This is a genomic window from Spirosoma lacussanchae (assembly GCF_005870035.1).
Lineage (GTDB): Bacteria > Bacteroidota > Bacteroidia > Cytophagales > Spirosomataceae > Spirosoma > Spirosoma lacussanchae.
In genome coordinates, this window is record NZ_SWJG01000009.1 from 155,543 (window position 1) to 182,102 (window position 26,560).

20 protein-coding genes are annotated in these 26,560 nt (G+C 57.1%); 1 reads left to right on the top strand and 19 read right to left on the bottom strand.

Going from position 1 to position 26,560, the window contains the following annotated elements; genetic code table 11:
- Positions 1–2: 2 nt before the first annotated feature.
- The 17 genes from FBR45_RS22865 to FBR45_RS22945 form a co-directional block, all read right to left on the bottom strand.
- Positions 3–3,281: a TonB-dependent receptor gene (locus tag FBR45_RS22865; RefSeq protein ID WP_246082351.1), complete on the bottom strand. Its 3,279-nt coding sequence runs from the start codon at positions 3,279–3,281 to the stop codon at positions 3–5.
- A gap of 242 nt (positions 3,282–3,523) precedes the next feature.
- Entirely contained in the window at positions 3,524–4,663 is a 1,140-nt protein-coding gene (locus FBR45_RS22870; RefSeq protein ID WP_171044948.1) for a FecR family protein, read from the bottom strand.
- 185 nt (positions 4,664–4,848) lie between these two features.
- Positions 4,849–5,463, bottom strand: coding sequence for an RNA polymerase sigma factor (locus tag FBR45_RS22875; RefSeq protein WP_138506687.1), 615 nt, complete (start codon positions 5,461–5,463; stop codon positions 4,849–4,851).
- A gap of 181 nt (positions 5,464–5,644) precedes the next feature.
- Positions 5,645–6,562, bottom strand: a complete 918-nt coding sequence (locus FBR45_RS22880) for a YihY/virulence factor BrkB family protein (protein WP_246082352.1) — start codon at positions 6,560–6,562, stop codon at positions 5,645–5,647.
- A 43-nt stretch (positions 6,563–6,605) separates the two neighbouring features.
- A complete protein-coding gene (aac(3), locus tag FBR45_RS22885; protein WP_138506689.1) occupies positions 6,606–7,445 on the bottom strand; it encodes an aminoglycoside 3-N-acetyltransferase in 840 nt (279 codons plus the stop codon).
- A 261-nt stretch (positions 7,446–7,706) separates the two neighbouring features.
- Entirely contained in the window at positions 7,707–8,768 is a 1,062-nt protein-coding gene (locus FBR45_RS22890; RefSeq protein WP_138506691.1) for an AI-2E family transporter, read from the bottom strand.
- A 131-nt stretch (positions 8,769–8,899) separates the two neighbouring features.
- A complete protein-coding gene (locus tag FBR45_RS22895) occupies positions 8,900–10,342 on the bottom strand; it encodes an efflux transporter outer membrane subunit (RefSeq protein ID WP_246082353.1) in 1,443 nt (480 codons plus the stop codon).
- The gene (locus FBR45_RS22900) at positions 10,329–13,514 is read right to left on the bottom strand and encodes an efflux RND transporter permease subunit (RefSeq protein ID WP_138506693.1); all 3,186 of its coding nucleotides are present in this window, start codon (positions 13,512–13,514) and stop codon (positions 10,329–10,331) included. The genes FBR45_RS22895 and FBR45_RS22900 overlap by 14 nt, the downstream gene beginning before the upstream one ends.
- Positions 13,515–13,526: 12 nt before the next feature.
- Positions 13,527–14,684 (bottom strand): efflux RND transporter periplasmic adaptor subunit, encoded by a 1,158-nt coding sequence (locus FBR45_RS22905; protein ID WP_138506696.1) that lies wholly within the window; start codon positions 14,682–14,684, stop codon positions 13,527–13,529.
- A gap of 136 nt (positions 14,685–14,820) precedes the next feature.
- Positions 14,821–15,228, bottom strand: coding sequence for a hypothetical protein (locus tag FBR45_RS22910; RefSeq protein WP_138506698.1), 408 nt, complete (start codon positions 15,226–15,228; stop codon positions 14,821–14,823).
- A 130-nt stretch (positions 15,229–15,358) separates the two neighbouring features.
- Positions 15,359–16,369: a type II toxin-antitoxin system HipA family toxin gene (locus FBR45_RS22915; RefSeq protein WP_138506700.1), complete on the bottom strand. Its 1,011-nt coding sequence runs from the start codon at positions 16,367–16,369 to the stop codon at positions 15,359–15,361.
- Positions 16,366–16,695 carry a HipA N-terminal domain-containing protein gene (locus tag FBR45_RS22920; protein WP_138506702.1) on the bottom strand — a complete coding sequence of 110 codons (330 nt, stop codon included), beginning with the start codon at positions 16,693–16,695 and terminating at the stop codon, positions 16,366–16,368. The genes FBR45_RS22915 and FBR45_RS22920 overlap by 4 nt, the downstream gene beginning before the upstream one ends.
- 4 nt (positions 16,696–16,699) lie before the next feature.
- Positions 16,700–16,906, bottom strand: a complete 207-nt coding sequence (locus FBR45_RS22925; protein WP_138506704.1) for a helix-turn-helix transcriptional regulator — start codon at positions 16,904–16,906, stop codon at positions 16,700–16,702.
- Between the two features lie 316 nt (positions 16,907–17,222).
- The gene (gene mnmE, locus FBR45_RS22930; RefSeq protein ID WP_138506706.1) at positions 17,223–18,614 is read right to left on the bottom strand and encodes a tRNA uridine-5-carboxymethylaminomethyl(34) synthesis GTPase MnmE; all 1,392 of its coding nucleotides are present in this window, start codon (positions 18,612–18,614) and stop codon (positions 17,223–17,225) included.
- Positions 18,615–18,665: 51 nt separating this feature from the next.
- Positions 18,666–19,685, bottom strand: a complete 1,020-nt coding sequence (locus FBR45_RS22935) for an oxygenase MpaB family protein (RefSeq protein ID WP_138506708.1) — start codon at positions 19,683–19,685, stop codon at positions 18,666–18,668.
- A gap of 45 nt (positions 19,686–19,730) precedes the next feature.
- Positions 19,731–20,492, bottom strand: a complete 762-nt coding sequence (locus FBR45_RS22940) for an MBL fold metallo-hydrolase (protein ID WP_138506710.1) — start codon at positions 20,490–20,492, stop codon at positions 19,731–19,733.
- Between the two features lie 86 nt (positions 20,493–20,578).
- Positions 20,579–20,959 (bottom strand): response regulator, encoded by a 381-nt coding sequence (locus tag FBR45_RS22945; protein WP_138506712.1) that lies wholly within the window; start codon positions 20,957–20,959, stop codon positions 20,579–20,581.
- A gap of 370 nt (positions 20,960–21,329) precedes the next feature.
- Here FBR45_RS22945 and FBR45_RS22950 point away from each other — a divergent pair, with 370 nt between their 5' ends.
- Positions 21,330–21,767 (top strand): WapI family immunity protein, encoded by a 438-nt coding sequence (locus FBR45_RS22950; RefSeq protein WP_138506715.1) that lies wholly within the window; start codon positions 21,330–21,332, stop codon positions 21,765–21,767.
- 6 nt (positions 21,768–21,773) lie between these two features.
- Here the strand turns inward: FBR45_RS22950 and FBR45_RS26510 are convergent, their stop codons facing one another.
- Both FBR45_RS26510 and FBR45_RS22960 read right to left on the bottom strand, forming a co-directional pair.
- Positions 21,774–22,583, bottom strand: coding sequence for a glycine-rich domain-containing protein (locus tag FBR45_RS26510; RefSeq protein WP_212748648.1), 810 nt, complete (start codon positions 22,581–22,583; stop codon positions 21,774–21,776).
- Positions 22,584–22,723: 140 nt separating this feature from the next.
- Positions 22,724–26,422, bottom strand: a complete 3,699-nt coding sequence (locus FBR45_RS22960) for a PAS domain S-box protein (RefSeq protein ID WP_138506717.1) — start codon at positions 26,420–26,422, stop codon at positions 22,724–22,726.
- Between the last annotated feature and the right edge of the window lie 138 nt (positions 26,423–26,560).

Sequence of the window (26,560 nt, forward strand, 5' to 3'; positions counted from 1 at the left end):
GACTAAAAACTCAGGTTTATCCCCGCCGTGAAGGAACGGGCCGTTGGGTAGCCCGCCCAGTTGTAGCCACTTTCGGGGTCCTGACCAACGTAATTCGTGAACGTGTGCAGGTTTTTGCCGCTCACATAGGCCCGCAGCGAGTTGACCTTCAGCCGCGACAGCAGCGGTTTCGGAAAGTCGTAGGCCAGGCTCACGTCCTGAATCCGGACAAAATCGCGGGAGGTATAATAGCCGTAGCCCAGCGGGTTGGTGTAAACCAGCGACGGTCGCGTGGTCGATTTGTTTTCGGCCGTCCACCAGCCGGCGTCGAGCATGTTGACCGGTCGGTTGGGGTAGTTATTGACCGGGTCGAGCAGGTAGAACGACTGCTGCCAGCCCTGCATGGCGTTCAGGAATACCGACAGTGACAGGTTGCCGTAGCGCAGCGTGTTGTTGACGCCCCAGCGGTATTTGGGCTCCCGCTGGCTGATGATGGTGCGGTCGCTGGCGTCGAGTTTCCCGTCCTGGTTGAGGTCCTTGAAGCGCAGGAACCCTGGCTTGTAGCCCGGTGGCAGTTCGTCGCCTACCTGGTATACGCCGTCAAAAACGTAGTCGTAATTGATGTTGATAGGTTGGCCGATAAACCAGCGGTTGCCCAGGTCGTCGTCTTCGCGGCCGTCGTTGTTGAGGTCGCTGCCGTACAGATGGGTGATGCGGTTGCGGTTGGTAGAAAAATTGAGGTTGGTGGACCACTCGAACGTACCGCTGCGCACATTGCTGGTATTGAGGGTAAACTCGAAGCCGGTATTCCGGGTGGCCCCCAGGTTGGTCAGCACCTGCGCAAACCCCGTCGGACTGGGTAGTGCCCGGTTCAGCAGCAGGTCGCGGGTGTTCATGTGGTAATATTCGAGGGTACCGCCAATCCGGCCTTTCAGCAGCTCAAAATCGACGGCGGCATTGCTGGAAACCGTTGTTTCCCACCGCAGGTCCTGGTTGGCCATGGTAGCCGTATACACCGCGTTGACCGTAGCGCCACCGTCGCCGTATACGTACTGGGTCGTACCGGCCGTACTGAGCGATCCGTATGGGGCAATAGCCTGATTACCAACCGATCCGACCGAGAGTCGTACCTTGAGCAGGTTGAACACCGGCAGTTTCTGCATAAATGGTTCATCCGACGCGATCCAGGCCAGCGCAGCCGACGGAAACGTACCGTACTTGTGGCTGGCACCGAATACGGAGCTGCCATCGCGCCGGGCGGTCAGGGTCAGCAGGTAGCGGTTCCGGAAGCGGTAGTTGAGCCGGGCCATGGATGAGATCCCGTCTACCTGCTGGGCATTCGAGAAGGCTTGCTGTACCTGAGCCAGGTTCAGGTTGTTCCAGCTCAGCACATCGGTAAAGAAGTTGGAGCCGTTGGCATTGGTCGATTCCCAGTACCGCTGATTCCGGCCGTAGAGCAGCGTCAGGTCGAGGTCGTGATCCGGCGCCAGCTGGCGGCTGTAGGTGACGATGTTTTCCAGCACCCAGTCGAAATCTTCGCGGTTGTACTTGGAGGCACTGCCGAGGTTATTCAGCCCGTTGCGCCGGTAGATGGGCGATGAGGTGTAGCGATGCTCCCAGCGGTAGTTCGGCGAATAGTTGACCCGGTAGGTCAGTCCTTTCACGAAAGGCACATCGACCGTGGCGTAGAAATTAGCGAACAGGTTGTGTTTGATCTCCTGGTCTTTGTCGAGCATGGGATAGAAGATCGGGCTGCGCTGAATCTGGTCGTCAACGGGATAGGGGACCGGGTCCGTTTTGGCTTCGTCGAAATAGAGCTTGCCGAACGGGCTCAGCGTATAGCCCTGCCCCGTATCCGACTCTTTACCCGACAGGTCGCGCCGGGCGTACTGCGAGGTGACACCTACCCGCAGCCAGTCGGTAATGTTGTTCTCCAGGTTGATCCGGAACGACGTGCGGTTGGCGTTGTCGTTGAAAATTAGTCCTTTCTCGTATACCTGCGCTGTCGAGATGAAGTAAGACGTGCGGCCCGTACGGCCCGATACGCTGATGTCGTACGACTGAATCGACCCTTGCTGCGAAATCTCATCCCAGGGGTCGATCGTGACGCCGTTGCGGAAGTTTTCGGCTTCGGTATTCTGGAGGTAGCTGGCTACCTGGGCGGGGTCGGCCGTTTGGCCACTCTGCCGCCGGACGTCGAGGGTTTTCTCGATATAGCGTTCGGGACTGAGGAGTTTGATCCGGCGGCTCCAGTCCGACAGGCCCGCGTAGGCGTTGAACCGGATGACCGGTTTTTCGGTCGTGCCTTTTTTGGATGTGATCAGAATAACCCCGTTTGCTGCGCGTGAGCCGTAGATGGCTGCCGATGATGCATCTTTCAGAATCTCCATCGTTTCGATGTCGTTCGGGTTGATGTCGGCCAGGTTCCCATTGTAGAAAACACCGTCCAGAATGATCAGCGGGTCGTTGTTGGCGGTAATGGAACGGGTGCCGCGTACGAGAATACTGCCGCCCTGCCCCGGCCGGCCATTATCGGTGAACTGGACGCCCGCTACCCGGCCGCGCAGCGCCTGGGTCACGTTGGTATTGGGCAGATTCTCCACCTGCTTCATATCGACCTTGGCCACTGAGCCCGTCACGTTCCGGCGCGACTGCGTACCGTAGCCAACGACCACCACTTCGTCGAGGGCGCGCGTGTCTGGCTTCAGCGTCACGTTAACCGCCGACTGATTGCCCACGGCTACTTCCTGCGATAAAAAACCGACGAACGAAAAAACCAGCACGGCCTCGGTGGCGTCGTCGGGAATAGACAGGCGGTAGTTGCCGGCTACGTCGGTGGTGGTGCCGCGCTGCGATCCTTTCAACACGACGCTTACGCCGGGCAATCCTTCGCCCTTTTCGTCGATAACGGCGCCGGTAAGGGTGCGTTCTGCCACTTGTTCCGGGTTGTCGGTCGGCTGGGGGGCTTTGAACCCAGTGCCGTCGCTCCGGCGGAGCATGATCAGCTTTTTCGTTACTTCGTACTCGATCTGGAGCGGTTTCAGCACCCGGTTCAGTACCGTGGCCAGAGCTTCGTTACTGGCCGAAATGGATACTTTTCGGCTGGTCTGGATCAGCCGTGAACTGAACACAAACCGGGCGTCGCTCTGCTTTTCTATCTCGTGTAATACCGTGCGGACATCTTTTTCCTGCACCTGTAACGTAATGCGCTGATCCAGAATGGCCTGTGCGAAGCCGTCGTTCGCAAAACTCGCGCCGACGAACAGCATGGCCAGTATTAATTGTGTACAGGTAACTTGCATAACCCTACGCAGTACTGTTTTAGGTTGTACCCGTTTTTGCATACTTTTGGTCAGTTTTGTTGGTTTAAGAATAGACAAAACAATCCCCGTTATCCCGCTTGGGATAGGCTCAGGTTCCAGCTTGGCATGGGGAGTACTCAGGTCGGCAATGTTCCAGCATTGCCGACTTTTTTGTTCTTGTGGGTTGTACGTTTACGTCATAGATTCGGGTTTAGGGGTTAGCATCACGTTTGTAAAGTCGGCTAGGGTTTGCAGCCCCGGCTGTTGATGACAATCTGACCGTCAATCAGCTCATACCTGGCTTCGATAACCCGGCAGATCACATCTAGCTTTTCGAACAGGGGCTGGTCGGCCAGTTCGGCTGTAAGGGGGCAGTTGGCCAGTAGCTCTTCGTCATAAACGATGTCTACGCCATAGGCCCGTTCGAGAGTAGCAAACACCGTCGGTAGCGGGGTATCGTCAAAGCTGAAGCGCTGGGCCGGTCCCGCAACGACCTGCGGATCTGCTACCAGCGATTTCGACAGCCGTACTTCGCTGCGTTCGAAGACAATCTTCTGGTTGGGTGTCAGCACTACTCCGTCCAGTTCACGGTCGCTCGTTTTTCGACTCGCCTGCGGGTCTGTCTGGGCAAATACGGCTACCCGGCCCGTTTTTACCTCTACAACAACCTCCGGATCTTTGGGGTACGCGCGAATCAGGAAGCTGGTGCCCAGGACTTTGGTAACCAGCCCGTTGGCGTAGATGAGAAAGGGCCTGGCAGGGTTTTTAGTCACTTCAAAAAAAGCCTCACCCGACAGAAAGACTTCCCGGCCACGGCCACTGAACCCGGGTACGTAGCTGATGCGGCTGCCGGCTTTAAGGATAACCAGCGAGCCGTCGCTCAGCTTCACCGGCATAACCTTACCGGTTCGGTTTACGGTTTCGGTCAACATAGACTGGCGGGTGCCGATCAGCTGGTCATAGCTGAAGTCGGGTCGCATCAGCGCATTCAGCTGACTGGGTAGCTGAACCGTCCAGGCCCAGAGGCCAAGCCCGGCAATCAGGATCAGCGAAGCCGCAATCCGGAACCAGGTATGCTGGTAGAACGGAAGCCGACGCACGGGCCCGTCGGCGTCGGGGATGAAGGGGGCCTGCTGTTTGCGGGCCTGGCCCAGTGTCCGCTGAACGGCATACCGAATTTCCTGATCGCTCAACGGTAACTCCCGTAGCTGCAGGGACTGCACCATAGCCCGGGCTTCCGTAACGAGGGCTACTTTGTCGGGATGCTCGGCTAGCCACTGCTGCCAGCGGGCGTCTGTTTCGCGGGTGGGCAACAGCACCCACTGCCGGAAAGCCTGGTCCCAGACAAAGTCTTCAATACGGTACTGCAGGTATCGTTTCATAGCCATTATGCTGCCTCTCATTAGCTGATAGACAGAAGCTCGCCCCGGATACCATTTTTTAATGCAATTTTTTTCTGGTTTTTTCTGATTCTGCCGGCAAGCTGCACCAGACCAATACCATAGAAGGCTATTTGTCGGCAAACAGGCGTAATTTCACAGACGGGCGTGGCTGCCCAATCGCTGCTCTAAAACAGGTTGAAATGGACCACCAGCAGGGTTAGGAGTTCAATCTTCCAGTATTGCCGCAGGTGTTTGAGGGCCAGCTGAAGGAGATTCGAAACCGTTTGGGGCGCAATGTCCATCACCTCGGCGATTTGTTCGCGCTCCATCTCCTGGAAGAATTTCAGGTAAACGACTTCTTTTTGCCGGCGGGGTAGGGTTTGCAACAGCTGCTGCATGTGCCGGGATCGGTAGAAGGTAGTTTCCTGGTCAATAAACTGCTCTTCGACCGAAAACTCGAAGTCGAACAGCTGAGTTTTGTCATCCGATAACTCGGTGGCGGGCGTCACCCCTGGTAAGTGCCGGTGCATATACCGGCGTAACGACGCCATCAGATACGGCTTCAGCATGACGTCGGTTCGGAGGGAGGCCCGCCGTTCCCAGAGGTATAGAAACAGATCCTGAATGCAGTCTTTGATAAACTCTTTGTCCCGGGAGAAACGGGTGGCGTACCGGAATAGCGGCCGGTAGTACGTGGTCATCAACGCGTCGAACGCCGGTTCTTCACCCGCCAGAAAACGCGCCCAAAGTTGCTGCTCGGCTGAACTATCTGGTGATGACGATCCGTATGGCCCGGACATAGGCATAAAATAAACGAACGAAGAACTGGTTGAAGCTTCAAAGCAATAAGGTTTAAGTAAGAAATACTAGTATTATACCGACCTTATTTTGACGATCTATCGAAAGAGCGATTTTCTTCGACCGGTAGACCCGATTGACAGACCGACAGGCTGCGTCCCGTTTTCAGTAAATCCTACCAAGTTAGCTGGTGGAAGGGGGCTTCTGATCAGGTATTTCGTTGATCTGGTAGGCCACCGAGTTGGCGCCGGGTTCGGTAGCTAATTCCTGCCAGAGCGCATATTGACGGGTAAAACTGGCCCCGTAATAAAAGATCAGGGAACAGTAAAAAACGAAGAGCAGCACGAGTATCGTACTGCCTGCTGAGCCGTAAAAACTACGCACGGGACTGTTGATCAGCAGCCGGTCGAGAACAACCTCGCCGAGTTCAACGAGCAGGGCCGTTACCAGACCGCCCACCCAAACCGCCTGCCAGTGAATCCGAACGTCGGGCAGGTATTTGAAAACAAGCCCGAACCAGATGGTCAGCACCAGCACCGACAAACTCTGGTGGGCTATCTGCGCCAGCCAGGCGTACGACGAGGCATCGGCGCTGAGGGTTGATACCGCTTTGTGCAGACTTAGGGAGACTGTAAACAGAAAGCCGGAGAAAATAATGATGCCCAGTGCAACCAGCTTGGTCAGTAAACCCGGCCAGACCCGGCCCTGGGCAGTCGACTTAACATTCCAGAGTTGGTTGAGCGAGTTTTTAATGGTGGTGAAGAGGGTAGTAGACGCCAGAAACAGCAGCACCAGACTCAGGGCGGTAAGCCACTCCGACGAACGCGGTTTCTGGAGACTACGCGAAATGTCGCGCAGCTGACGGGCGCTGGAGGGACCGAACAGATCGGCCAGTTCGCGAAACAACTGACTGTTTACCCACCGCCGATCGCCCGTAAGCCAGTCTCCGTACAGCTGCGACAGAATGATGAGGATGGAAGGAAGGGCGAAAAAAGCAAAGAAGGCCGTAGCAGCCGCCATGCGGATAGGATCATTCGCACTCAGGTTGGTGAATGCCCGGGCCAGGAGTTGAAGAATCGGCACGATTTTACGCACACCCATAGAAGGACATTGTATTAGCCTAACTGCAAAAACCGGCTTGTGGTTATGGATGCGCCCGGCCGAAACGCCGTTCCAGCCAGTCGACACCGAAGGCAACCAGCGCGGCAGCGGGTAACAGTACCGACGGCGCATCGCCGATCAACCCCTGCCGGCCACCCTTATGCAGCAAAAACGCATCGGCGATGGTCTTGAAATAGTCCGGGTCGAGCCCCTCAACGACCGGGTCTTTCGTATCGAACTCTTCGACCATCTGCCAGTCGACGCGGCCATTGGTCAGGATAGGAACCTCCAGCCTGGCTATGCGTTTGCCGGGTATGCGGGCCAGATGCTCGGCATGATGCAGCAGGCTTATGGTATCCAGCGGGGCGCCAATGGTGAGTACCGAGCCGCCTGCCAGCACGAGCTTCTCAAAGGGAGAACCCGGTCCATATCCATACTGGAGCGGATGGTCGGCGGTAAACCAGGCCGCCCGACCACCAATGGCCGCCACCGACGCACCGGGATTCTGGCTTCGTAGTGCCCCCGGGGTCGTGCGGACAAACTCGGCAAACGCACCGTGGTCGCGGCTGGCTCTGGACCCGAGTCGGTCAAAGGGTGGAATGTCGGCTTTGAGCGCGTTGGGTACATGGCCCGTGTCCGTCACCGCATCTTCATACTGCTGGTCCCAGTTCACGTAACAAAGCAGCGTGCCGGCTGGCCCGACTGCATCCAGTAGCGCCCCGATCAGTGCGTCGGGTCCGTGCAGCATAGGCCCTACCGATCGGAGCCCGGCATGTACCATAACGGCATCGCCTGCCCGAACGCCAAGCGCTTCAATATGTTTGCGGAGTGCCCGGCGCGTCCAGTAGAGACAATCGCCAACCAGTAGCGGGCTACGGTTCATACTTGACAGGGGACAGTGACTATCAGCGCTACCGATTACATGAAGCCAGGTTGGTGTTGGCGCGCGTTATAACGTTGCAAATTTACTTGCCGATGCAGAATATAAAGGCAGTCTCTTATGCGCTGATTATCTGTGCGGTACTGGCTTACTCTAAGTTGAAGGGTACAAATGGGGTACAAATTTGCCTGGTTATGATCGCATTTTCTGCCCGAACGCCACCTCGTATGGGTAGTGTACGACCGACAGGGTGTTTGTCATGACCTAATCCCCGCTACTGTCGCCCAGCATATCTTCCTGATAAATTGTTCTGACCAGCACCATGAGAATGGCCAGCAGGGGCGCGGCCATGATCAGGCCCAGCGTACCGGCAAACGCGCCCACGATGATCTGCACGAGCAGCAACAGGGCGGGCGGAATGTCGTTGAGCCGCTTCTGGATCAGGGGCGTTACCAGATTGCTTTCCACGAATTGGATACCTACGTACAGTAGCAGAACGTTCAGCGCCTGCTGGGGGCCATCGAGCAGGGCAAACAGCAGGGCCGGGATCAGCGCCAGCACAGGACCCAGGTTAGGAATAAAGGTGATCAGGGAGGCAAACAAAGCCAGGATACCGGCCAGCCGAACCCCCAGCAGCGAGAGGCCCAGCCAGCTTAGTAGCCCGACGATAGCCATGGAGATCAGGGTGCCGATCAGCCAGCCCAGCAACGACTCATCCAGCTGGGCCAGAATGTGCCGGGTGCGCTGCCGCCCGGCCGGGGGAATGAGTTTGACCAGCCCGTCGGTGTACAGCCGGGGCTCGGCAGCCAGGAACAGGGCCAGAAAGAAAATGACGTACAGGTCCGTAAACACACTGACCGTTCCCGAAACGGCGCCAAAGACCCGCCCGGCCAGTTGGCTGCCCCCGCCCCCTTTGAGGAGTTTCTCGGGCGACTCCGGAATCTGGCCAATCAGCTGTTTCCCCCAGCTCGTTTTCTCGATCTGCTGCTGCGCGTTTTTCAGGACGCCGGGTAACTCCTGCTGCAGTTGCTGCGTTTGTTCGCCAATGAGCGGAGCTACCAGGGCGCCAACGCCGGCCAGCGTTCCCAGCAACGTCAGCCCGACAACAATCAGGGCTATACCTTCGCGCCAGCCGGTTTTTTGGCTTAGCCAGCGCGCAGCGGCCCGCAGGGGCAGCGCAATCAGAATGGCGCACAGGAGCAACAGGAGCACGTTGAATGACGCGCCCAGTAACCAGGTCACCAGAACGAAGAAAAGCGCAATGCCGACGGCAATACAGACCCGCCGGGCAAACTCAACCCGGGATGACGTTGGATTCGTGTTCATGGGAGACGGTTTTTCGTAACGAACGGATGACGGGCGAAAGGTAGTCAATGGGAACCGGTAAAGGTAAACTCTCTCAGGCCGTCTTTGAGACAGGATCAGGTCGGCTTATATGAATACATCTGGTGGTTTATTTACTGCCAGCCGCCCCCCAGCGCCCGGTATAAGTCGATCAGGGCGGTAAACTGCGCCTGTTTCGTGTTGATTAACCCCAATTCGGCATCCAGTACCGATCGTTGCGCCGTAATTACTTCCAGGTAGGTGGCGTAGCTGGCGGAAAACAGATCGTTAGCGGTCGTTGCGGCTTGCCGAAGTACGGCCACTTCCTGCGTCTGCAGATCAGCCACATCCCGGTAGTTTTCCAGGCCCTGCAAGCTATTCACGACTTCGCCCACGCCCGTCAGAATGGCCCGCTGGTAAGCATAGTAGGCTTCGCGGCTCTGGGCCTGTGAACTAGCCAGATTGCCCCGCAACAGTCGTCGGTTAAACACCGGCGCCACCAGACTCCCCAGTACGCCCGTGGCTACCGACGCCGGATTCAGCAGTACCCCGGGCCGGAATGCGTTGAGGCCCAGATAAGGAGTCAGCGTCAACCCCGGTAAAAACTCGGCCCGGGCCACGGCTACGTCGACGTTGGCCGCTTCCAGTTCGCGCTCGGCCTGCCGGATATCGGGTCGGCGACGTACCAGCTGGGCTGGCACACCCGCCCGAACCGATCCGGGTAGTTGCTGATCCTGAATAGAAGAACCCCTCGGGATGGGCGTAGGGTACCGACCCAGCAGCCCATTGAGCTGGTTCTCCGTTTCGACGATCTGTTGCCGCACCTGCCCTTCCAGGGCGCGGGTGTTCAGCAACTGCGCGTTGACCTGCTGCACCGCCAGTTCGGTTACCCGCCCGGCCTGCTTCTGAACGGTCACTAACTCGACCGCCCGTTGTTGCAGCTCGATATTGTCGCGGATAATTTCCAGTTCGGCATCGTCGGCCAGCAACGAATAATAGAGCCGGGCAATGTCGGCAACCAGGGCCGTAACGACCAGATTGCGACCCTCAACCGAAGCCAGCACCCGGTTGTAAGCTGCCCGTCGACGGTTGCGAAGTTTTCCCCAGATGTCGAGCTCCCAGGAGGCTCGAAAACCGGCAAACAAGTCAGGCGTGGGGTTCGGAATCCGTAAATTACCCCGCACATTATCGGATAGGTTCGTATCGAAATTGCCGACCCCGTTCAGCGTATACCGACCAAATCGGTCTATGCCGGCCGCTGCTACCGCGTCGACCTGCGGCAGCAGCGCGCCCTGGCTGATGCTGTACATAGCCCGCGCTCCCTCAATCCGTTGCAGGGCGATCTTTACGTCCAGATTGCGCACCAGGGCCGTATCGATGAGCGCTACCAGGTTCGGGTCGGTAAACAGGCTGCGGAAGGGCTGCTCCCCAATGCCGGTGGAGTCGGCTTTGCCGGTAAACGAAGACGGTGTCATCATCACCGGTGTAGGGGCGGGCTGATGCATGATCCGGCAGCCACCGAGGCTACCGGCAAGTAACCCGCCGAAGAATAACCAATGGAGTTTATACCGGTTCATGGAGGGGCGCGCTGGTGGAGGAAGTACGGATGGCCGACGACTGATGGGAGCCCGAACGCGGTTTGCGGAAGCGATTGGCGAGGCTGGCAAACACGACATACAGGCCCGGCACGATGACCAGCCCGAATACGGTGCCCATCAGCATCCCCCCCGCTGCCGCCGTACCGATGGTGCGGTTGCCCACGGCCCCGGCCCCGGTAGCGATACAGAGCGGGATCAGACCCGCAATGAAGGCAAAGGACGTCATTAGAATAGGCCGTAACCGGGCCAGAGCGCCTTCTATGACGGCTCGGACAATGGATAGCCCCTCGGCCCGGCGCTGGTTGGCAAACTCAACGATCAGAATGGCATTTTTGCCCAGCAGACCGATCAGCATCACCATGGCAATCTGTGCGTATATGTTGTTTTCCAGCCCCGTGATCCACAAAAAGAAAAACGCCCCGAACACCCCCGTTGGTAAAGACAGAATTACGGGCATCGGGAGCAGGAAGCTTTCGTACTGGGCCGACAGGATCAGGTAAACGAACACCAGGCATATCAGAAAAATAATCACGGCCTGGTTTCCCGACTGCACCTCGTCGCGGGAGATACCGGCCCAGTCGATGCTGTAGCCCTTGGGTAGTTTGGTAGCCGCCACTTCCTGAACTGCCCGGATGGCGCTGCCGCTGCTGAAGTCGGGCGCTGCCTGCCCGTTGATTTCGGCAGAAGGGTACATGTTGTAGCGGGTTGCCTGCTCCAGTCCGTATACCCGCTCCACGCGCATGAAGGCCGAAAAAGGGACCATTTGACCATTATCGTTCTTGACGTATAACTTCAGCAGATCATCCAGCTGCGCCCGGTAGCTCGGCAGGGCCTGCACCATCACCTTGTACATCTGGCCAAAGCGGATGAAATTGGTGGCGTACTCCGAACCGATCAGGGTTTGCAGCGTCTGCATGGCTTCGCCGACCGACACGCTTTTTTGAGCCGCTTTGTCGGGGTCTACGTAGAGCATATACTGGGGAAAGCTGGCGTCGAAAATGGTGAATGTGTTTTCGATCTCGGGCCGATCTTCCAAATCCTGTACGAACCGCCGAACTACGCTTTCCATCTGCTTGTAGTCGCCCTTGCCGGTCTGGTCGAGTAGCCGTAACTCCAGGCCGCTGGCATTTCCGTAGCCCGGTACGGCCGGGGGCGGGAAAAACTCAATCTGCGCACCTTTGATGCCGCGCGTCTTCTCGGCCAGGGCTTCCATCACCTCATCGACCGATTCGGTCCGCTCGTCCCAGGCTTTGAGATTGACCAGGCAGGTGCCGAAGGTAGCGCCTGTACCGTCGGAGAGGATGTTGTTACCCGCCAGCGTGGAGACCGATTTGATCGCGGGAATGCCTTTGGCTAGTTGCTGAATCTGGTCAACGACCTGCCGGGTTCGCTCCAGGGTAGCGCCCGCCGGGGTGGTAATGCTGGCGTAGAACGTACCCTGGTCATCGTTCGGAATAAAGCCCGGCGCTACCTGTGAGCTCGTGCCCCAGATGCCCGCGCAGAACGCCCCCAGCAGACCGAACGTTACCACCCGCCGATTAATGATGAGCCGCAGCAGACGCTGATACCGACGCGCCAGCCCGTCGTAGACCCGGTTGAAGCGGTCAAAGAAGCCGCTGAGCATTCCTTGTTTAGGTTCGCCGTGCGTGTTTTTCAGAATCAATGCACAGAGGGCTGGGCTGAGCGTCAGGGCATTGACCGCCGAGATCAGAATAGCCACGGTCATCGTCACGGCAAACTGCCGAAAGAATATACCCACCGGCCCCGTCAGAAACATGACGGGTACAAACACGGCGACCATCACCAGCGTAATGGCGACGACGGCCCCGCCAATCTCGCTCATGGCCGCTTTTGACGCAGCCCAGGGGTCCAGATCGTCCTGTTCCATTTTGGCATGAACAGCCTCGACGACCACGATGGAGTCGTCGACAACGACCCCGATCGCCAGGACCAGGGCGAAGAGGGTGATGAGGTTAATGGAGAAGCCAAAAAGCTGCATGAAGAAGAACGTGCCGATCAGCGCTACCGGCACGGCAATGGCCGGGATCAGCGTAGACCGCCAGTCCTGCAAAAACAGAAACACGACCAGCGCGACCAGCACGAACGCTTCGATGAGCGTCTTGATCACCTCGTGAATGGATGCGTCGAGAAAGCGGGATACGTCGTAGGTAATTTCGTAGTCCATACCCGGGGCAAAGCGCGTTTGCTTCAGCTCGGCCATGCGGGCCTTGATACCGGCAATAACCTCACTGGCGTTGGAACCCGGCAGTTGCCTGAGCATGATGGCAGCCGACGGGCGCCCGTTGTGCTTCGATACAACATCGTAGTACGTCGTGCTGAACTCAATATCGGCCAGGTCTTTGAGCCGGAGCAGTTCCCCGTCGGTGTTGGCCCGCAGGGGAATGTTGCCGTACTCTTCTTCGGTGGTGTATTTACCGGTGTATTTCAGCACGTACTGCAACGCCTGTCCCTGCTTGTCAGAGCTTTCGCCCAGCTTGCCCGGAGCCGCTTCTACGTTCTGGGCCTGTAGCTTTTCAACCACCTCATCGGCCGATATGTTGTAGGCCAGCATCCGGTCCGGCTTGAGCCAGATCCGCATGGCATACTCGCGGGCACCCATGATGTCGGCATACCCCACGCCTTTGATCCGCTTGAGCTCGGCCAGGATGTTGATGTCGGTGAAATTATAGAGGAACTTCTCGTCGAGGGCATTATTGTCGCTGAAGATATTCAGATACATCAGCATCGAGTTTTCTTCTTTGGCGATTTTTACCCCGTTTTTGATCACCTCCGACGGTAACTCGGCCATCACGGCCGCCACGCGGTTCTGTACGTTTACGGCGGCTACGTCGGGGTCGGTGCCTACCTCGAAGATGATCTGCACGACGCTCACACCGTCGTTGGTGGCATCGGACGACATGTATTTCATGCCCGGTACGCCGTTGATGGCCCGTTCGAGGGGCGTGATGACGGCCTTGACGGAGGTTTCGGCGTTGGCGCCGGTATATTCAGTGGTCACGTTGACCTCCGGCGGAGCGACGGCCGGAAACTGGGTCATCGGGAGCTGGGTTACCGCCAGCAGACCCAGCAGGGTAATAATCACCGAGATGACAATAGCCAGTACGGGGCGTTCAATAAATCGGGAAAACATAGTACGGGTCAGTTATTGCCTGGCTAACTGTGCCATGACCTGCGGGGCCGACAGCAGCCTGGGCTGGATGATATCACCTTCTTTGACGGTTTGTATGCCTTCGAACAGGATCCGGTCACTGGCCGACAGGCCCGATCCGACTACGTAGAGCTGCGGCAGCCGAAGCCTGGGCACGAAGCTCCGCATCTGTACTTTATTGTCAGCTCCGACTACGAACACGAAGAGTTTATCCTGGAGCTCGAAGGCCGCCTGCTGCGGAATAAGCAGCGCGTTCGTCACGGTCTGATTCATTCGAACTTTACCGCTCGACCCGTGTTTGAGCAGGTTCCGGGAGTTGGCGAAGCGGGCGCGGAAGGCAATATTTCCGGTACTACGGTCAATCTGTCCATCTATTTTTTCGATGGCGCCCGGGCTACCGTGCAGCCGATTATTGGCCAGCAGGAGCGATACGGCCCGTTTTTGCAGCGGGTCTTGAGCGGTCATGAAATCCAGATACTCGCCTTCGGGTACGTTGAAATAAGCAAATACCTGCCGGTTGTCGGAGAGGGTCGTCAGCAGGGTTCCTTCGTCAACCAGACTCCCCACTTTATTGGGAATCCGGTCAATGGTGCCGGCAAAGGGAGCGCGGATCTGGGTCAGGGCCAGCTTGAGTCTGGCTGCGGTTTCGGACGTCCTAGCTTCGTCAATTCTGGCCTGGCTGGCCGCTAGTTTTGCCTGAGCCTTCTCCAGTTCGATGCCTGAAATGATTTGTTTACCCGCCAGCAGGGAAACACTTTTGACCTCAACATCGGCGGTTTTGGCTTCCGCTATGGCATTTTTCAGGCTGGCCTGTGCCTTCAGGAGTTCTTCCCGGCACTCGGGGTTGCTGACTGTGAAGAGCAGTTGTCCCTTTTGCACGAACGTTCCTTCATCAACGTAAATGCGGTCGAGATAGCCTTCAATACGGGTGCGTATCTCAACATTCTGTACGGCCTGTATGTCGGCAACATACTCTTTGGCGTAGATCGTATCGGTAATGACCGGCTGAATGACCGGATAGGTTTCGGTTTGGGCAGCTTGCTGTTTGGTTTCGCTCGAGCAGCCTGGCAATAAGGCAACAGCCAGCAGAACGAACAGGACAAGCGCCGACAATTGGACCCGGCCAGAGCGGGTCACCAGTTGTGCAGACATAGTCTGTTTGGTAAAATGAACGAGAAAATGGATGGAAAGGCACCGGGCTAGCCACGAGCCGGTACATCAGGACGCGCCATAGCCTGCACAGACCCGGAACGGACCTGCCCTGATCGGCCAATAGGCGCACTAGTCGCTACGCAATCTGGGGGGGAGGGGTATTGATGTCGGTCGATCTGGAGCGGTAGATCGTGTGGGTAAATGCCTGAACCGGCACAGTTACAAAGCCGGCAGAAGCCGCAAACTCGTACATGACAACCGGTCCGGGAACTGACCAGTCGACAAAAATTTTGGATACCTGGTCTTCTTCCTCGTCGGACTCGTCATGCTCCGGAACGGCGTCCTGAATGCCGAATATCGTCTCCAGTACCAACTCGCTGAAGCTTTCGATTTCGTTAAAGGAGAGGTCTTCGCGGTATTCGCCCCGGCTGTTCGGCGTGACGTATCCGTCGGGCGCATCGATACTGACGTTAATGACGTAGAACGCCATCAACAGACAGAATAATCGGTGCCAGATCGGATTACCAGACCGTCGTTTGTTCATCGGGGGAGTTAATGCAACGCAAAGTTAAGCGGTTAGGCTACAACATCTACAAAGCGGTCTGGCCGCTCATAAAGTTCACGTGAGTACGTGATTAATTGGTGAAGAATTACCTGTTGCCGACTGAGAGTGATTACTCTCTCGTGTTTAAGTAGTTCCGTTTGGTGTTGTAATGCAGCAGGTAAGCCCGCTTGCTGCTTTCGTTCAGAAACGATCGCTCAACCAGACTGCTTACGCTGGCCTGCCGCTCGCGAAACGGCGCCAATAGCGGTTCGATCCGCCTGTCGGCCACCCCGATCCGCCGGCCAAACTCGGTAAAGTCGCTCAGTCCCGGATGGTTCGTGCGGGTAAAGATTGCCGATCGGTACCCATCGGCAAACAGACCGTTGTCCAGGGCGAAGTCGGTATCGTTGACATGCAGGTGCGTGTTGAGTAGATCATAGGCCGGGCTGAGCAGGTAATCACCGTAGGCCGACTCCATCAGCGAAAAGTTTTTCAGGTGCGCGTCGCCATTTGAAAACAGGAAATTGAAGACGACCAGCCTGAAATACCGCTCGATCTCGACCCGCCAGGCGGCCACGTACTGCCGGATCAGTAGTCCCGCTTCTTCATAGCTGTAGGTGTACTTGAAATTAGGCCCGGCGTTCTGGTTTGTCTTACCCGCCAGCGACGCAAAATCCTCGATGCCCCATTTAGTCCCGTCGGGTTTTACGTCGAAGCGTTTGGTCAGGTAGGCGGGTGCGCCGTCCTGGAAGAATACCAGTGCGTTAGCAGCGGTATCGATTCCATACACCTGCCGGGCAATCTGCATGGTCAGGTGTTCGTTGGCCGGTACCTGATCTACCTTCAGGACGTCGCGCGGAATGGGCTTAAGAATATACGTTCCCTGCTCACCGGCCTGGGTAAGCCGGAGTTGGTTCCTGTCCAGCAGCAGGCTTTCTTTTTCCTGCACGCCCGATATGGAAATGCGTTTACGATTTTCCAGGAAAAGTCCGGCCACGGCCTCGTCGCGCTGCGGCTGTTCATAGGGCAACAGGTGGCTCACCCGCTTGCCGTTGAACAGCTGGCGCAGACAGGCGGGGCTATAGGTTGTAAAGCCCTCGGCGAGCGTGCCCGGACAACAGGAAACAGCAGGTATACTCATGGGGCAATCAGGGGCTGTACGGTGATGGGGCCGATGGTATCGTATCGGGCCGTAGCGAGCAGCAGACCGAAGCTGTCGTTCTCGTCGATGTGCAGCTGAGTACTCTGCAAACGCCGGTTCACGCCCTCGCTGAGCAGATTGGCAAAAAACGGGAAGAGCTGATTGCTTTCATAAGGCGCCTGGCGTTTAGGCAGGGTCAGACTGATCGCCGGTTTTTGCGCGTCGACCAGCCACCCTTCATCGTAGCGGAAGATGTAGTGTTGGGTAGTCTTTTCGGTGAGATAACCCGCCAGTTCCTGGTTTCGGTAAACGGCTGCCTGGCGCATGCGATTACAGATTATGTGGTTTTACGATCCATCTGAGTTCCATACCCAATACGTCGGCCAGTTTGATCAGGGTAGACACTCTGGGATTACCCGCTCCCGACTCGATGGCTTTTACCGTTCGCAGGCTGACCCCTGCCAGCTCGGCCAGGTACTCCTGCGTCAGGCGTAGCGTATTCCGACGCGCAATGAGTTCCGAGATTAGTTTATCCATAGTGCATTATGTTGCCCTTTTTGATCGTGAAATATGAACAGAACGTAAATATATGTGCAAAAGGGCAGTATAGTGCACGTGTTGCTAGTTGACTAATGTTAAAATGACCGCTTATTTGTTTGGAACACAGGGTCAGGGTCTACAAGCAATAGTCAGGACATAAGCTACGCGAGGCCCTGGTAAATTTTCTGAATCTGGTTCAGTTAGCCAGCGCCGATAAACAGACGTATGTATTGAACATCATGTATACGTACATTCCATTAGTGTACGGAATATAGCTCAAAATGAAAATAAAGTATTAATCTACTGAGTGTGGTTACTTGCCGATGCAGAATTTGCTGAAGATCGAATCCAGCAGGTCGTCGGTAGTGATCTCGCCGGTTAGCTCTCCCAGGTGTTGCAGGGCAACCCGTAAGTCCATCGCCAGCCAGTCGGGGGTAACGCCGGTGTCGAGGCCGGCAATGGCGCGGGCCAGAGCGTTGTCCGTGCCGGTGAGGTGCTCGTAATGACGGGCGTTGGTCACTACGGCGCTACCCGTCTGTACGGCGGCATCGGTGCGGACATGGGCCGATAGGGCCGCCTTGAGCTCGTCCAGATGCGTATGCCTGGCGGCCGAAATCCAGACAATGGGTTCGCTGGCGATACCCTCCAATTCTTCTTTACGCCCGGCGTCAATGGCGTCCAGCTTGTTGCCGATCAGCAGATACGGTTTTCCCGAAGCCTGCACCTCGGCTACGGCGTCGCGCAGGTCGGTGGGAGCGATGTTAAGACCGTCGAATAGGTAGATCACCAGCGACGCATCCCGCATTTTCTGCTGCGTCCGTTCGATACCAATGGCTTCGATGGTGTCGGTAGCCTGCCGTAGCCCGGCCGTATCGATGAGCCGGAAGCGGATGCCGTCAATGAATAGTTCATCTTCGATCACGTCGCGGGTGGTGCCGGGAATGTCGGAGACAATGGCTTTTTCTTCGTTCAGCAGCGCATTCAGCAGGGTTGATTTGCCAGCGTTGGGTTTGCCGATAATTACAGTAGGAACGCCGTTTTTGATGGCGTTGCCAGTTGAGAACGACTCGATCAGGGGATGCAGCACCCGCCGGATGTCGTGCATCAACTGCCGGAGCTGATCGCGGTGGGCAAACTCGACGTCTTCTTCTCCAAAATCCAGCTCGAGTTCGACCAGCGCCACGAAGTCAATCAGCTGTTGGCGCAGGGTTTTGAGCTGCCGGGAGAAGCCGCCCCGCAGTTGGGTGAGGGCGGCCCTATGGCTCGCGTCAGAGTCGGACGCGATCAGATCGGCTACGGCTTCGGCCTGGACCAGGTCGAACTGCCCGTTCAGAAACGCGCGCTGGGTAAACTCGCCCGGCCGGGCTAGGCGGACGCCTTCTTCGGTCAGGCGTCGCAGGATCTGCTGGATGATGAACTCCGAGCCGTGGCACGAAATCTCGACAACATCTTCTTTGGTAAAGGAACGGGGTGCCCGGAAAATGGTTACCAGCACCTCGTCAATGATGGTTTCTTCGCCCGATGCGTCGGGGCGGTTGCGGAGGGTACCGAAATGCGCCGTGTGGCTGGCCTGCTTGGTGAGGTCCTTGCCGCGGAAAAGTCGGTTCGTTATGGAAATGGCGTCCTGGCCCGATACGCGGATAACGGCAATGGCGCCAATTCCGGGGGCCGTAGCCAGGGCAGCAATGGGGTCTAATTGAATCAAGGTTACGTTTATGTTTCGGTTCAGCGCGGTTGATCTGCATACCCAGCATACTCACAGGCTGAAAACGGTATTGGGAAATATGGGGAGCCGCCTGACGACGTTGACGATGCGTTTTTCCAACGGAACGGCTGGCAGCCCCAGGGCGTCGGCGTGGCTGTCGCCCAGAAAGAAACGCATCTGAGCGGCTGCGAGGTTCCTGACGTTATCGGGCTGGCTCGACGCTTTTCCGGCAACCTCGGCAATGGCGTTGAGAAGCGCGCTGGTCAGGCCTTTGCCGGCTTCAGACGCGCGAAATTGACGACGGGCAATGGCGCGGTCGAGGTGGTAGGCCTCGCGCAGGTTCTGGGGAAGCAGTTCATGGGCAACACCATTCAGCGAGGCAATGACATTGATGTGGTGCAGGTAATCTTCTTCCTCCTGTTCGGTGGCCGCAACGCCCGATTGCCGCAGGCCCCGCAGCACAATGTACGAGAACGACAGGTTGGTGCCGGCCATATCTTCCTGGTTGACGGGCATACCCCAGTCCATGTTCCAGCGCCCCGACTGTAACCCGAACCAGCGGGCACCGGCATGGATCAGCCGAACTTTCAGCGTGCGCAGAACGGCTTTGACGGGCCCGCTCCATTCGTTGGGCGTATTGACTCCAAAGACCCATTCGCCGGTTTCCTGCAGGCGTCGGGCCGTATCGTTTTTGATCCGTTCGGTAAGCCAGAGCAACTGCACCCCATCGGCACCCATGTAGGTGTAGGGGAGTGAGTAGGTGCCCAGCACGAGCCCGATCAGACCAGCATGTTGCTGAAAAAAGGCCATTCCGCGCTTCATCCGGGCCGGGTCGGCCCAGTCGGGCAGTCGGCCCTGTTCGGTAAAAAACGCCTGAACGGCTGCCGGCTGCTGAGCCAGGTCGACATCATGGGTGTCGGCTAGCCACTGCATCAGCGTACTGATGCCCCCGCGTCCGCTGGCATCGGCAACGGCAGCCAGAACGGCATCGGCAGGCGGGTCACCCTGCTGGCGATAATGGCTCAGAAGCGTATCGGAGAACGAACGGGTTGGCTTGACAAGTGTCGGCATGGGAGCGAGTCTGTATGCCGGTAACGCTGGGGGCGGGGGATTGGTTTACAGATGAATCTGCATCCCGTCGTAGCCGAGTCGAATAGAAGGAGGCAGCTCTTTCTCGACGTCCTGATGCATACCGAGCTTGTGGCTGATGTGGGTGAAGTAGGTACGCTCGGCGCCGATCCGTTCGGCCAGCGCCACTGCCTGATCGAGGTTGAAGTGCGAAATATGCGGCTGGCGCTGCAGGGCGTCGAGGATCAGGATTCGGGTGCCGTAGACTTTGTCCAGTTCCGGTTCGGCAATGGCGTTGAGGTCGGTCAGGTACGTAAAATCGCCGATTCGGTAGCCGTATACGGGCAACCGGTGGTGCATGACCTCGATCGGTATTATCGGAATCCCCAGCACCTCGAAGGGCTGGTTCTGAATTTCGTGGAGCTGGATGCGCGGAATACCGGGGTACCTGTGTTCGGCGAAGATGTAGGCAAACTCGCGCTGGAGCTGCGCCAGTACCGTAGGGCGGCCGTAGACGGGCATATCCCGGCCGGAGCGGAAATTATAGGCCCTGATTTCGTCGAGCCCCGCCGTATGGTCTTTGTGCTCGTGGGTAAACAGGACGGCATCGAGCTGGTGCAGATTGAGCCGGAGTACCTGCTGCCGGAAGTCGGGCCCGGTATCGATGACGAAACTACGCCCGTCGATGGCAATATGGGCCGAGGTGCGCAGTCGTTTATCCCGAAAGTCGGCCGAGCGGCATACGGCACAGTCACAGCCAATCAGCGGCACCCCCGACGACGTTCCGGTTCCAAGCAGCGTAACAACCATGGTGCGTGATTGAGTAATTGAGTGACTGAGTGAATTTGGGTAGCGTACAGCTGATTCGCTCAATCACTCAATCACTCAACCGCTCTTTATTTATCGGTAAGTTGATTGACGACTTCTACCAGACGGTCGAAGTTGAGGGGTTTAACCAGGACGTCGTTGAAGCCGGCCGTCTTGAATTCTTCTTCCGTATAGTTCTTGGCGTTACCGGTAATGGCCACGATGGGTACTTCGGCTTTGGTCGTGTCAGACAGGGCCCGCACGCGACGTACGCATTCCATGCCATCCATGACGGGCATGTTGATATCGAGCAGCAGGATGCTGAAGTCTTCTTTCTCGAGAATCTGTAAAACCTGGTCGCCGTTCTTTACGGCAGTAATATCATAGTTCTGAAACTCAAGGATTTTGCGGGCCAGATTCTGAATAACGGAGCTATCTTCGGCAATCAGGACGCGTTTGGAAGCTGACATAGGGCTGGGGAATCGTGTTACGTTTGTGTGGTGAAATTATAGAGTTAATTCGGCAAACACAAAAAGACTATTTGCCGGTCTGGTTCGGTCAAGTACCCCAACCGCGTTCTGGAGAGGCATATGTTGGCAAAGTCGATAAAATCTTTCGAAAAAATAGCCTTTTTCCTATGGCGCGTATCATTATTTTAGTTAAGTTTACCATTCATATCCTATAAAGTAAATTGAGTAACAGCGCTACGGTGTTTTACCTGCCCGTCCCAGCCGTTTGTCGACTTGCAACCGAGAGGCATTTGACTGACGACCAGTGGCTTGGTCAGGTACTATGTGTTTATAAGCTATCCTTCCTCTATACTCTCTCACTCTACTACTTATGAAACTCACCGGACCCGAAGGGGCCTTCGAGTTGAACATTCTGGATTATGAATGCAGCGACTCGCCCTATTTCATGGATCGAAACTGGCTTATTGTCAGTGTAAAGACCCGCTATCAGAACCGCGAATGTGTTCGTACGGCCCCCGTCCTGTCAACCTGGGAGCTGGAACTTCTGCTTAAATGGATGCGGTCGGTAGCCGACGAGCGTGAGCTGTCGCCCCGACTGACGTTTGTTGAACCGGCCCTTGGCTTCAGCACGCTGTCGGGCGGGCGGGGCGATTACCGGCTCCGGATCAAGCTCGGCTCAGAAGCCCGGCCTTCCTGGCAAACCGGCGCCACTCCCTTCTACCTGCCTGTTTCGCCCGACAAACGAGAACTGCAGGGCGCTATTCAGGATCTGGAACGCCAGCTCCGGCGCTTCCCGGTGCGGGATTAAGTCAAATCAGTCGCCACCACCACAGCCGCTGCAACCGCTGGCCGAACAGCCACTGTCGGCTCCGGCGTCAGCGCCGTCATGACCATCAGTTGCGTCGTGGCTGTGGTGGTCGGCATCGCCCGAAAACAGAATTATACCGCTCCCAGCATCGGTCTGCTGTCGTCGTTGGTCGGGGTTTGTGTTCGAGTTGGCGAGGCTGCCGAGCAGCCAGATCAGCCCGCCAAACGCGACTATGACCAGCAGCGCCACCACCAGCATCCGTGAGCTGGCCTGCACGAAGAGGAGTGCCGTCAGCAATAGGCCAACCAGCGTCAGGCCCCGGCTGAACTGGATCGATGGTTTGGGTAGCACCCAGTATCGGCCCCGGTTTACGCGCTGAAACCGGGTATTGGTAAAACGGATGCGGGCATCGGGCCAGATGTCGGCGGGCGTTTCGGTGCCGAAGGTGTCGCGATATAGCCGGTGCGTATCCGAGTAGAACCCGTTAAACTTATCGGCTTCCTGCCTGCCGCCCTGGGTGGGCGTATGGTGAATATCGCGCCCGAGGGTGGTGCGGCACAGGTCGATCCAGTAGGAGCGGGTGTAGGTCAGGTGCAGATGCCAGGCCTGATCGACGGCATCGGAGGGCGTAACGCCGGTTTCGGTCAGGCAGCACAACAGCAGAAACTTCCGGTATTCGGTAACGACGCGCCGGGCGTAGGCGTCCGACCAGCCGTTTTCGCGGGCCAGCCGGGCGGTGAAGGGAAGCGCCACGCCGGGTTCGTCGAACCGGAAGGCCACCAGTTTCTGCCAAAGTAACTGGTTGGAGGGGTTCATCAGTAGTTACGTTTGTTTGGTTACGCCACATCCAATTTTATGCCTTTGTCATCAATAGCAGAAACGGTCTTTTCGGAAATCCCGGGCTCGTCTCAAATGAAGATATTGGGTAACTCACAATGAGCCTCACTCTTACGGCATCAGGGTTCTTCGCGGGTGGCCAGGAACTCGGCGAAGGCTTTTTCGAGGTCCTGAAGGGCTTCGTTCAGGCCGCTGGTGTCGTTGACTTTGAGCTTGCCTTCAGCCGTTCGGGCAATGTCGGCCATGCGCGCTACGCCGATGGTCCCCGCCGATCCTTTGAGCGTATGCAGGTGGCTTTTCACGGTCGGGATGTCGCCCAGGGCGTAGGCATCAACGGCGCCCCGTACCAGATCGGCGGCTTCGATCATAAACTCTTCCAGAATACTGTCGACCAGCTCCTGGCCGCCAATGTCGCGCAGCTGACCCACAATGGCTTCGTCGAGAATCGGGAGTTGATTCTCTGGTTTGGGTTCTTTCGGCTTGCTGACGGGCGGAGCCGCCGAGGGTTCGGGCTGGCTGGCTTTCAGCTGCCGGTTGTCAACGATCTCTTTTACCTTCGCCACCAGGCTCTGCGCCCGGATAGGTTTGGCAATGTAATCGTCGAGGCCCTGGCTGATGAACCGTTCGCGATCCTCGCGCATCGAATAGGCTGTCATCGCTACGATGGTCGGGAGCTGACTGCCAAACTGATGGCGCAGATGCCGGGTCGTTTCTACGCCGTCCATGTCGGGCATCTGAATATCCATAAAAATGACGTCGAAGGGCGAGGTTGCCGGTGTGGCTGATCCGGCGCCGTCGTTCACCCGCTCGTCTACGGCCTGGATGGCTGCGGGACCGCTGTCGGCCGTGGTGACGACACAGCCGGCTTTGCGCAGAATTTCGCTGGCTACTTTCCGGTTCACGGCATTGTCGTCGACGAGCAATACCTGCGGGTGGTAGGTCGAGAAGAAGTTGGCGAGGGCTATTTCGGCCACTTCGGTGGTTTGCTGGGTGGGGCTGATGGCAGTTTCTTTCAGCTCGATGGTGAACCAGAACGTGCTGCCCTGACCTACTTCCGACTCGACGCCCACTTCACCTTTCATCAGCGTGGCGAGTTCTTTGGAGATGGCCAGCCCCAGCCCCGTGCCGCCGAACGACTTGCGCGAGGAGGTGTCGACCTGACTGAACGAGTTGAAAAGCAGCTTGATATTGGCGGGCGAGATACCAATGCCCGAGTCGATCACGGCCACCCGAATCCGGTTAAACTTCCCGTGTTTACTAATGAGCGAAGCCTCTACGCGCACCTCGCCGTTTTCGGTAAACTTGATGGCGTTGGAGGTCAGGTTCGACAGCACCTGCAGCAGCCGCGTCTGATCGGCAATGACGTAGGTGGGCAGGTCGGGGCTGAGGTGGTAGGTCAGCGTATTGTTTTTGGAGTTGGCCTGTTGCCCAAACAGGGCAATTAGCTTCTCGAAAATCTCCCGGAACGCAACCGGCGACTCGTGCAGCACCATCTTGCCCGCTTCGATCTTCGACAGGTCCAGGATGTCGTTCAGAATGTTGAGCAGCGTTTCTGACGACCGCTTGATGGTTTTGACGTAGCTCCGCTGTTCGTCGTCGAGCTGGGTGTCGTTGAGCAGGTCGATCATACCGATCACCCCGTTCATGGGCGTCCGGATCTCGTGGCTCATATTGGCCAGAAACTGCTCCTTAACCTTCAGCGATCGTTCGGCTTCGTCTTTGGCTTTGACCAGTTCGGCCGACTGGCGCTTCAGCTCCGTAATGTCGCGGGCCAGCACCGCTACTACCGGGTCGGGGTCGTTGCCGGGGCCATCGTTCAGCAGCAGCATATTGAACATGAACTGCCGCTCGGTGCCGTCTTTCCGGCGCATACTGACCTCGAAGTTGCGGAGGCTGTGGTTGCGGCCCAGCTTGATCATGGCCCGGTGAATAACGCTCTTGTCTACAAAATACTGCATGGCATCCTGCCCCAGTACCTCGTCCGGCGTGTAACCTAGGCGTTTGAAAACCGACGGACTGACCATCGTAATGCGCCCTTTCCGGTCGACCCGAGCGTAGATATCCTGGAGATTTTCGAAGATACCCCGAAATTTTTCTTCGCTCTGCCGGGTCGCGATTTCGGCCCGTTTGCGGTTGGTGATGTCGCGCGCTATGCCGGATACCTCTTCAATGAGCCCGCTGGCCAGCATGATCGGGTTGAGCTGGAAGTCGAGCCAGACTTCCGAGTTGTCGAGCCGGTCGCCGTCGATGCGGAGTTCAAAGTTCTGGGGCACCCCCCGAAAAGCCTGCCGGTAGCGGTCTTCGAGGATTTTACGGCTTTCGGGGCCGACCATCCGCCAGCCAAAGTTAGGCGCGCTGCTGTTGAGGGTAGGCAGGGCGCCTACGTTGCGTTCGATCAGCTGGGCGTAATTTCGGTTGAACGAGGTGAGCTGCAGCGCTTTGTTGACCGACCAGATCAGATACGTGCTACTGTCGAACATGGCGTTGAGCCGGGCGTTCTGCTTATCCAGAGCCGCTTCGGACTGCTTTCGGGCAATGGCCAGCGCCACCTGCCCCGAAATGAACTCGAGCAGCTCGAGGTCGCGGGGGCCGTAGGTGCGGGCATCGTCGTACGATTTGACCCCAATAATCCCCGTAATCTCGTCGCCGATCCGGAGCGGAGCCGTCAGCATGACCTGCGGCTGAAGCTGGCCGTACAGATCGATCTCGTGCTGGTCGGCCAGGGCCCGGATATCTTTCTCGTACAGAAACAGCGGTTTGTTGGCTTGAATGGTATATTCGGTAAGCCCGTTGCCGATCTTCCGCTTAGTGAACCGCATGTTGCCGCCAAAGTATTCGTCTACATAGTACGGGAACGACAGGTAGGTTTTGCCGGCGTCGTAAAGAGCAATGAAGAAGTTACGGGCATCGATGATGTTACCCAGTTCTTCATGAATTTTCTGGTACAGCTCGTCCAGGTTGGGGGTGTTGATGGTCCAGTTGGCGATGCTGTAATAAAGTTTCTGGGATTTTTCAGCGCGGATTTTCCCGGTCGTGTCGTGCAGAATACAGCGGAAAGCCGTTGGCCGGTCGTTATCGAAACGGCAGTTGACGCTGCCCGACAGAAAGAGTGTTTTGCCTGTTTTGCTACGGAAAACGGTCTCGATATACGGCAGTTTATCCCCCTGCTGAATGCGCTTGAGGGCCGCCAGGGTGCTGGTGGCGTAGTCGGGGTGGAGTACGTCGCGCAGATTCAGGGCGGCAATTTCGTCGGAGCTGTAGCCGAGTACGTCGCGCCAGGCGCGGTTCACGAAAATAAATTTGCCGTCGAGGGTGAGCAGCTGAATCAGGTCGGAGGTGTTGTCGACAAGGTCCTGAAGCTGCGCATTGGTATTCGAGAGCGCCGACGCTACCCGCCGTTTGTTGGTAACATCCTCGCCGATGAGCGTAAACGACGAAACATATCGATGGGTGCCGGTGCTGTCGTCGGCCCGGTTGGCAATGAATGAGTTGAGCAGCACATTCCGGACGGCCCCGCTGCGCGCCAGCATGCTGATCTCCCGCTGTTCGGGAAAGGTGGCTTTGGTGAGGGCGTCTTCAAATTCGAGTTCGAGCCGGGCGCGGTCGGCCGCCGGAATGAAAATATCGAAAAAGTTTTTGCCGACGATATCGTCGGGTTGCCAGGCCGTAACGCGGTAGGTATACGGGTTAGCGTAGCTGAGCGTACCGTCGCGGTCAATAGTAACACCAATCAGGTTGAGCTGGTCAACGGTCTGGCGAACATCGAACGGGGTAAGGGTATCGGCTATAGGGTCCTGTTGGGCTTTGAGTCCAGGCATAACTATGACAAGTCAATCGATCTGTTGAACGGCTACTCGTTCCGGTGTTGGATCAGGTAATACATTGGTGAGTGATTGTATAAATTTACGCAAAAGAGTGGCTGTTTGGTACAGACCGGATCAAGTCTATTTTGGTGG

Coding starts and splice junctions, on each gene's coding strand:
- FBR45_RS22900 (WP_138506693.1), bottom strand. CDS start 13,514: ATGTTTTCCCGATTTATTGAACGCCCCGTACTGGCTATTGTCATCTCG.
- FBR45_RS22945 (WP_138506712.1), bottom strand. CDS start 20,959: ATGTCAGCTTCCAAACGCGTCCTGATTGCCGAAGATAGCTCCGTTATT.
- FBR45_RS26510 (WP_212748648.1), bottom strand. CDS start 22,583: ATGAACCCCTCCAACCAGTTACTTTGGCAGAAACTGGTGGCCTTCCGG.
- FBR45_RS22905 (WP_138506696.1), bottom strand. CDS start 14,684: ATGTCTGCACAACTGGTGACCCGCTCTGGCCGGGTCCAATTGTCGGCG.
- FBR45_RS22870 (WP_171044948.1), bottom strand. CDS start 4,663: ATGAAACGATACCTGCAGTACCGTATTGAAGACTTTGTCTGGGACCAG.
- FBR45_RS22960 (WP_138506717.1), bottom strand. CDS start 26,422: ATGCCTGGACTCAAAGCCCAACAGGACCCTATAGCCGATACCCTTACC.
- FBR45_RS22940 (WP_138506710.1), bottom strand. CDS start 20,492: ATGGTTGTTACGCTGCTTGGAACCGGAACGTCGTCGGGGGTGCCGCTG.
- FBR45_RS22925 (WP_138506704.1), bottom strand. CDS start 16,906: ATGGATAAACTAATCTCGGAACTCATTGCGCGTCGGAATACGCTACGC.
- FBR45_RS22915 (WP_138506700.1), bottom strand. CDS start 16,369: ATGAGTATACCTGCTGTTTCCTGTTGTCCGGGCACGCTCGCCGAGGGC.
- FBR45_RS22890 (WP_138506691.1), bottom strand. CDS start 8,768: ATGAACACGAATCCAACGTCATCCCGGGTTGAGTTTGCCCGGCGGGTC.
- FBR45_RS22910 (WP_138506698.1), bottom strand. CDS start 15,228: ATGAACAAACGACGGTCTGGTAATCCGATCTGGCACCGATTATTCTGT.
- FBR45_RS22950 (WP_138506715.1), top strand. CDS start 21,330: ATGAAACTCACCGGACCCGAAGGGGCCTTCGAGTTGAACATTCTGGAT.
- FBR45_RS22920 (WP_138506702.1), bottom strand. CDS start 16,695: ATGCGCCAGGCAGCCGTTTACCGAAACCAGGAACTGGCGGGTTATCTC.
- FBR45_RS22895 (WP_246082353.1), bottom strand. CDS start 10,342: ATGAACCGGTATAAACTCCATTGGTTATTCTTCGGCGGGTTACTTGCC.
- FBR45_RS22935 (WP_138506708.1), bottom strand. CDS start 19,685: ATGCCGACACTTGTCAAGCCAACCCGTTCGTTCTCCGATACGCTTCTG.
- FBR45_RS22865 (WP_246082351.1), bottom strand. CDS start 3,281: ATGCAAGTTACCTGTACACAATTAATACTGGCCATGCTGTTCGTCGGC.
- FBR45_RS22880 (WP_246082352.1), bottom strand. CDS start 6,562: ATGGGTGTGCGTAAAATCGTGCCGATTCTTCAACTCCTGGCCCGGGCA.
- FBR45_RS22875 (WP_138506687.1), bottom strand. CDS start 5,463: ATGTCCGGGCCATACGGATCGTCATCACCAGATAGTTCAGCCGAGCAG.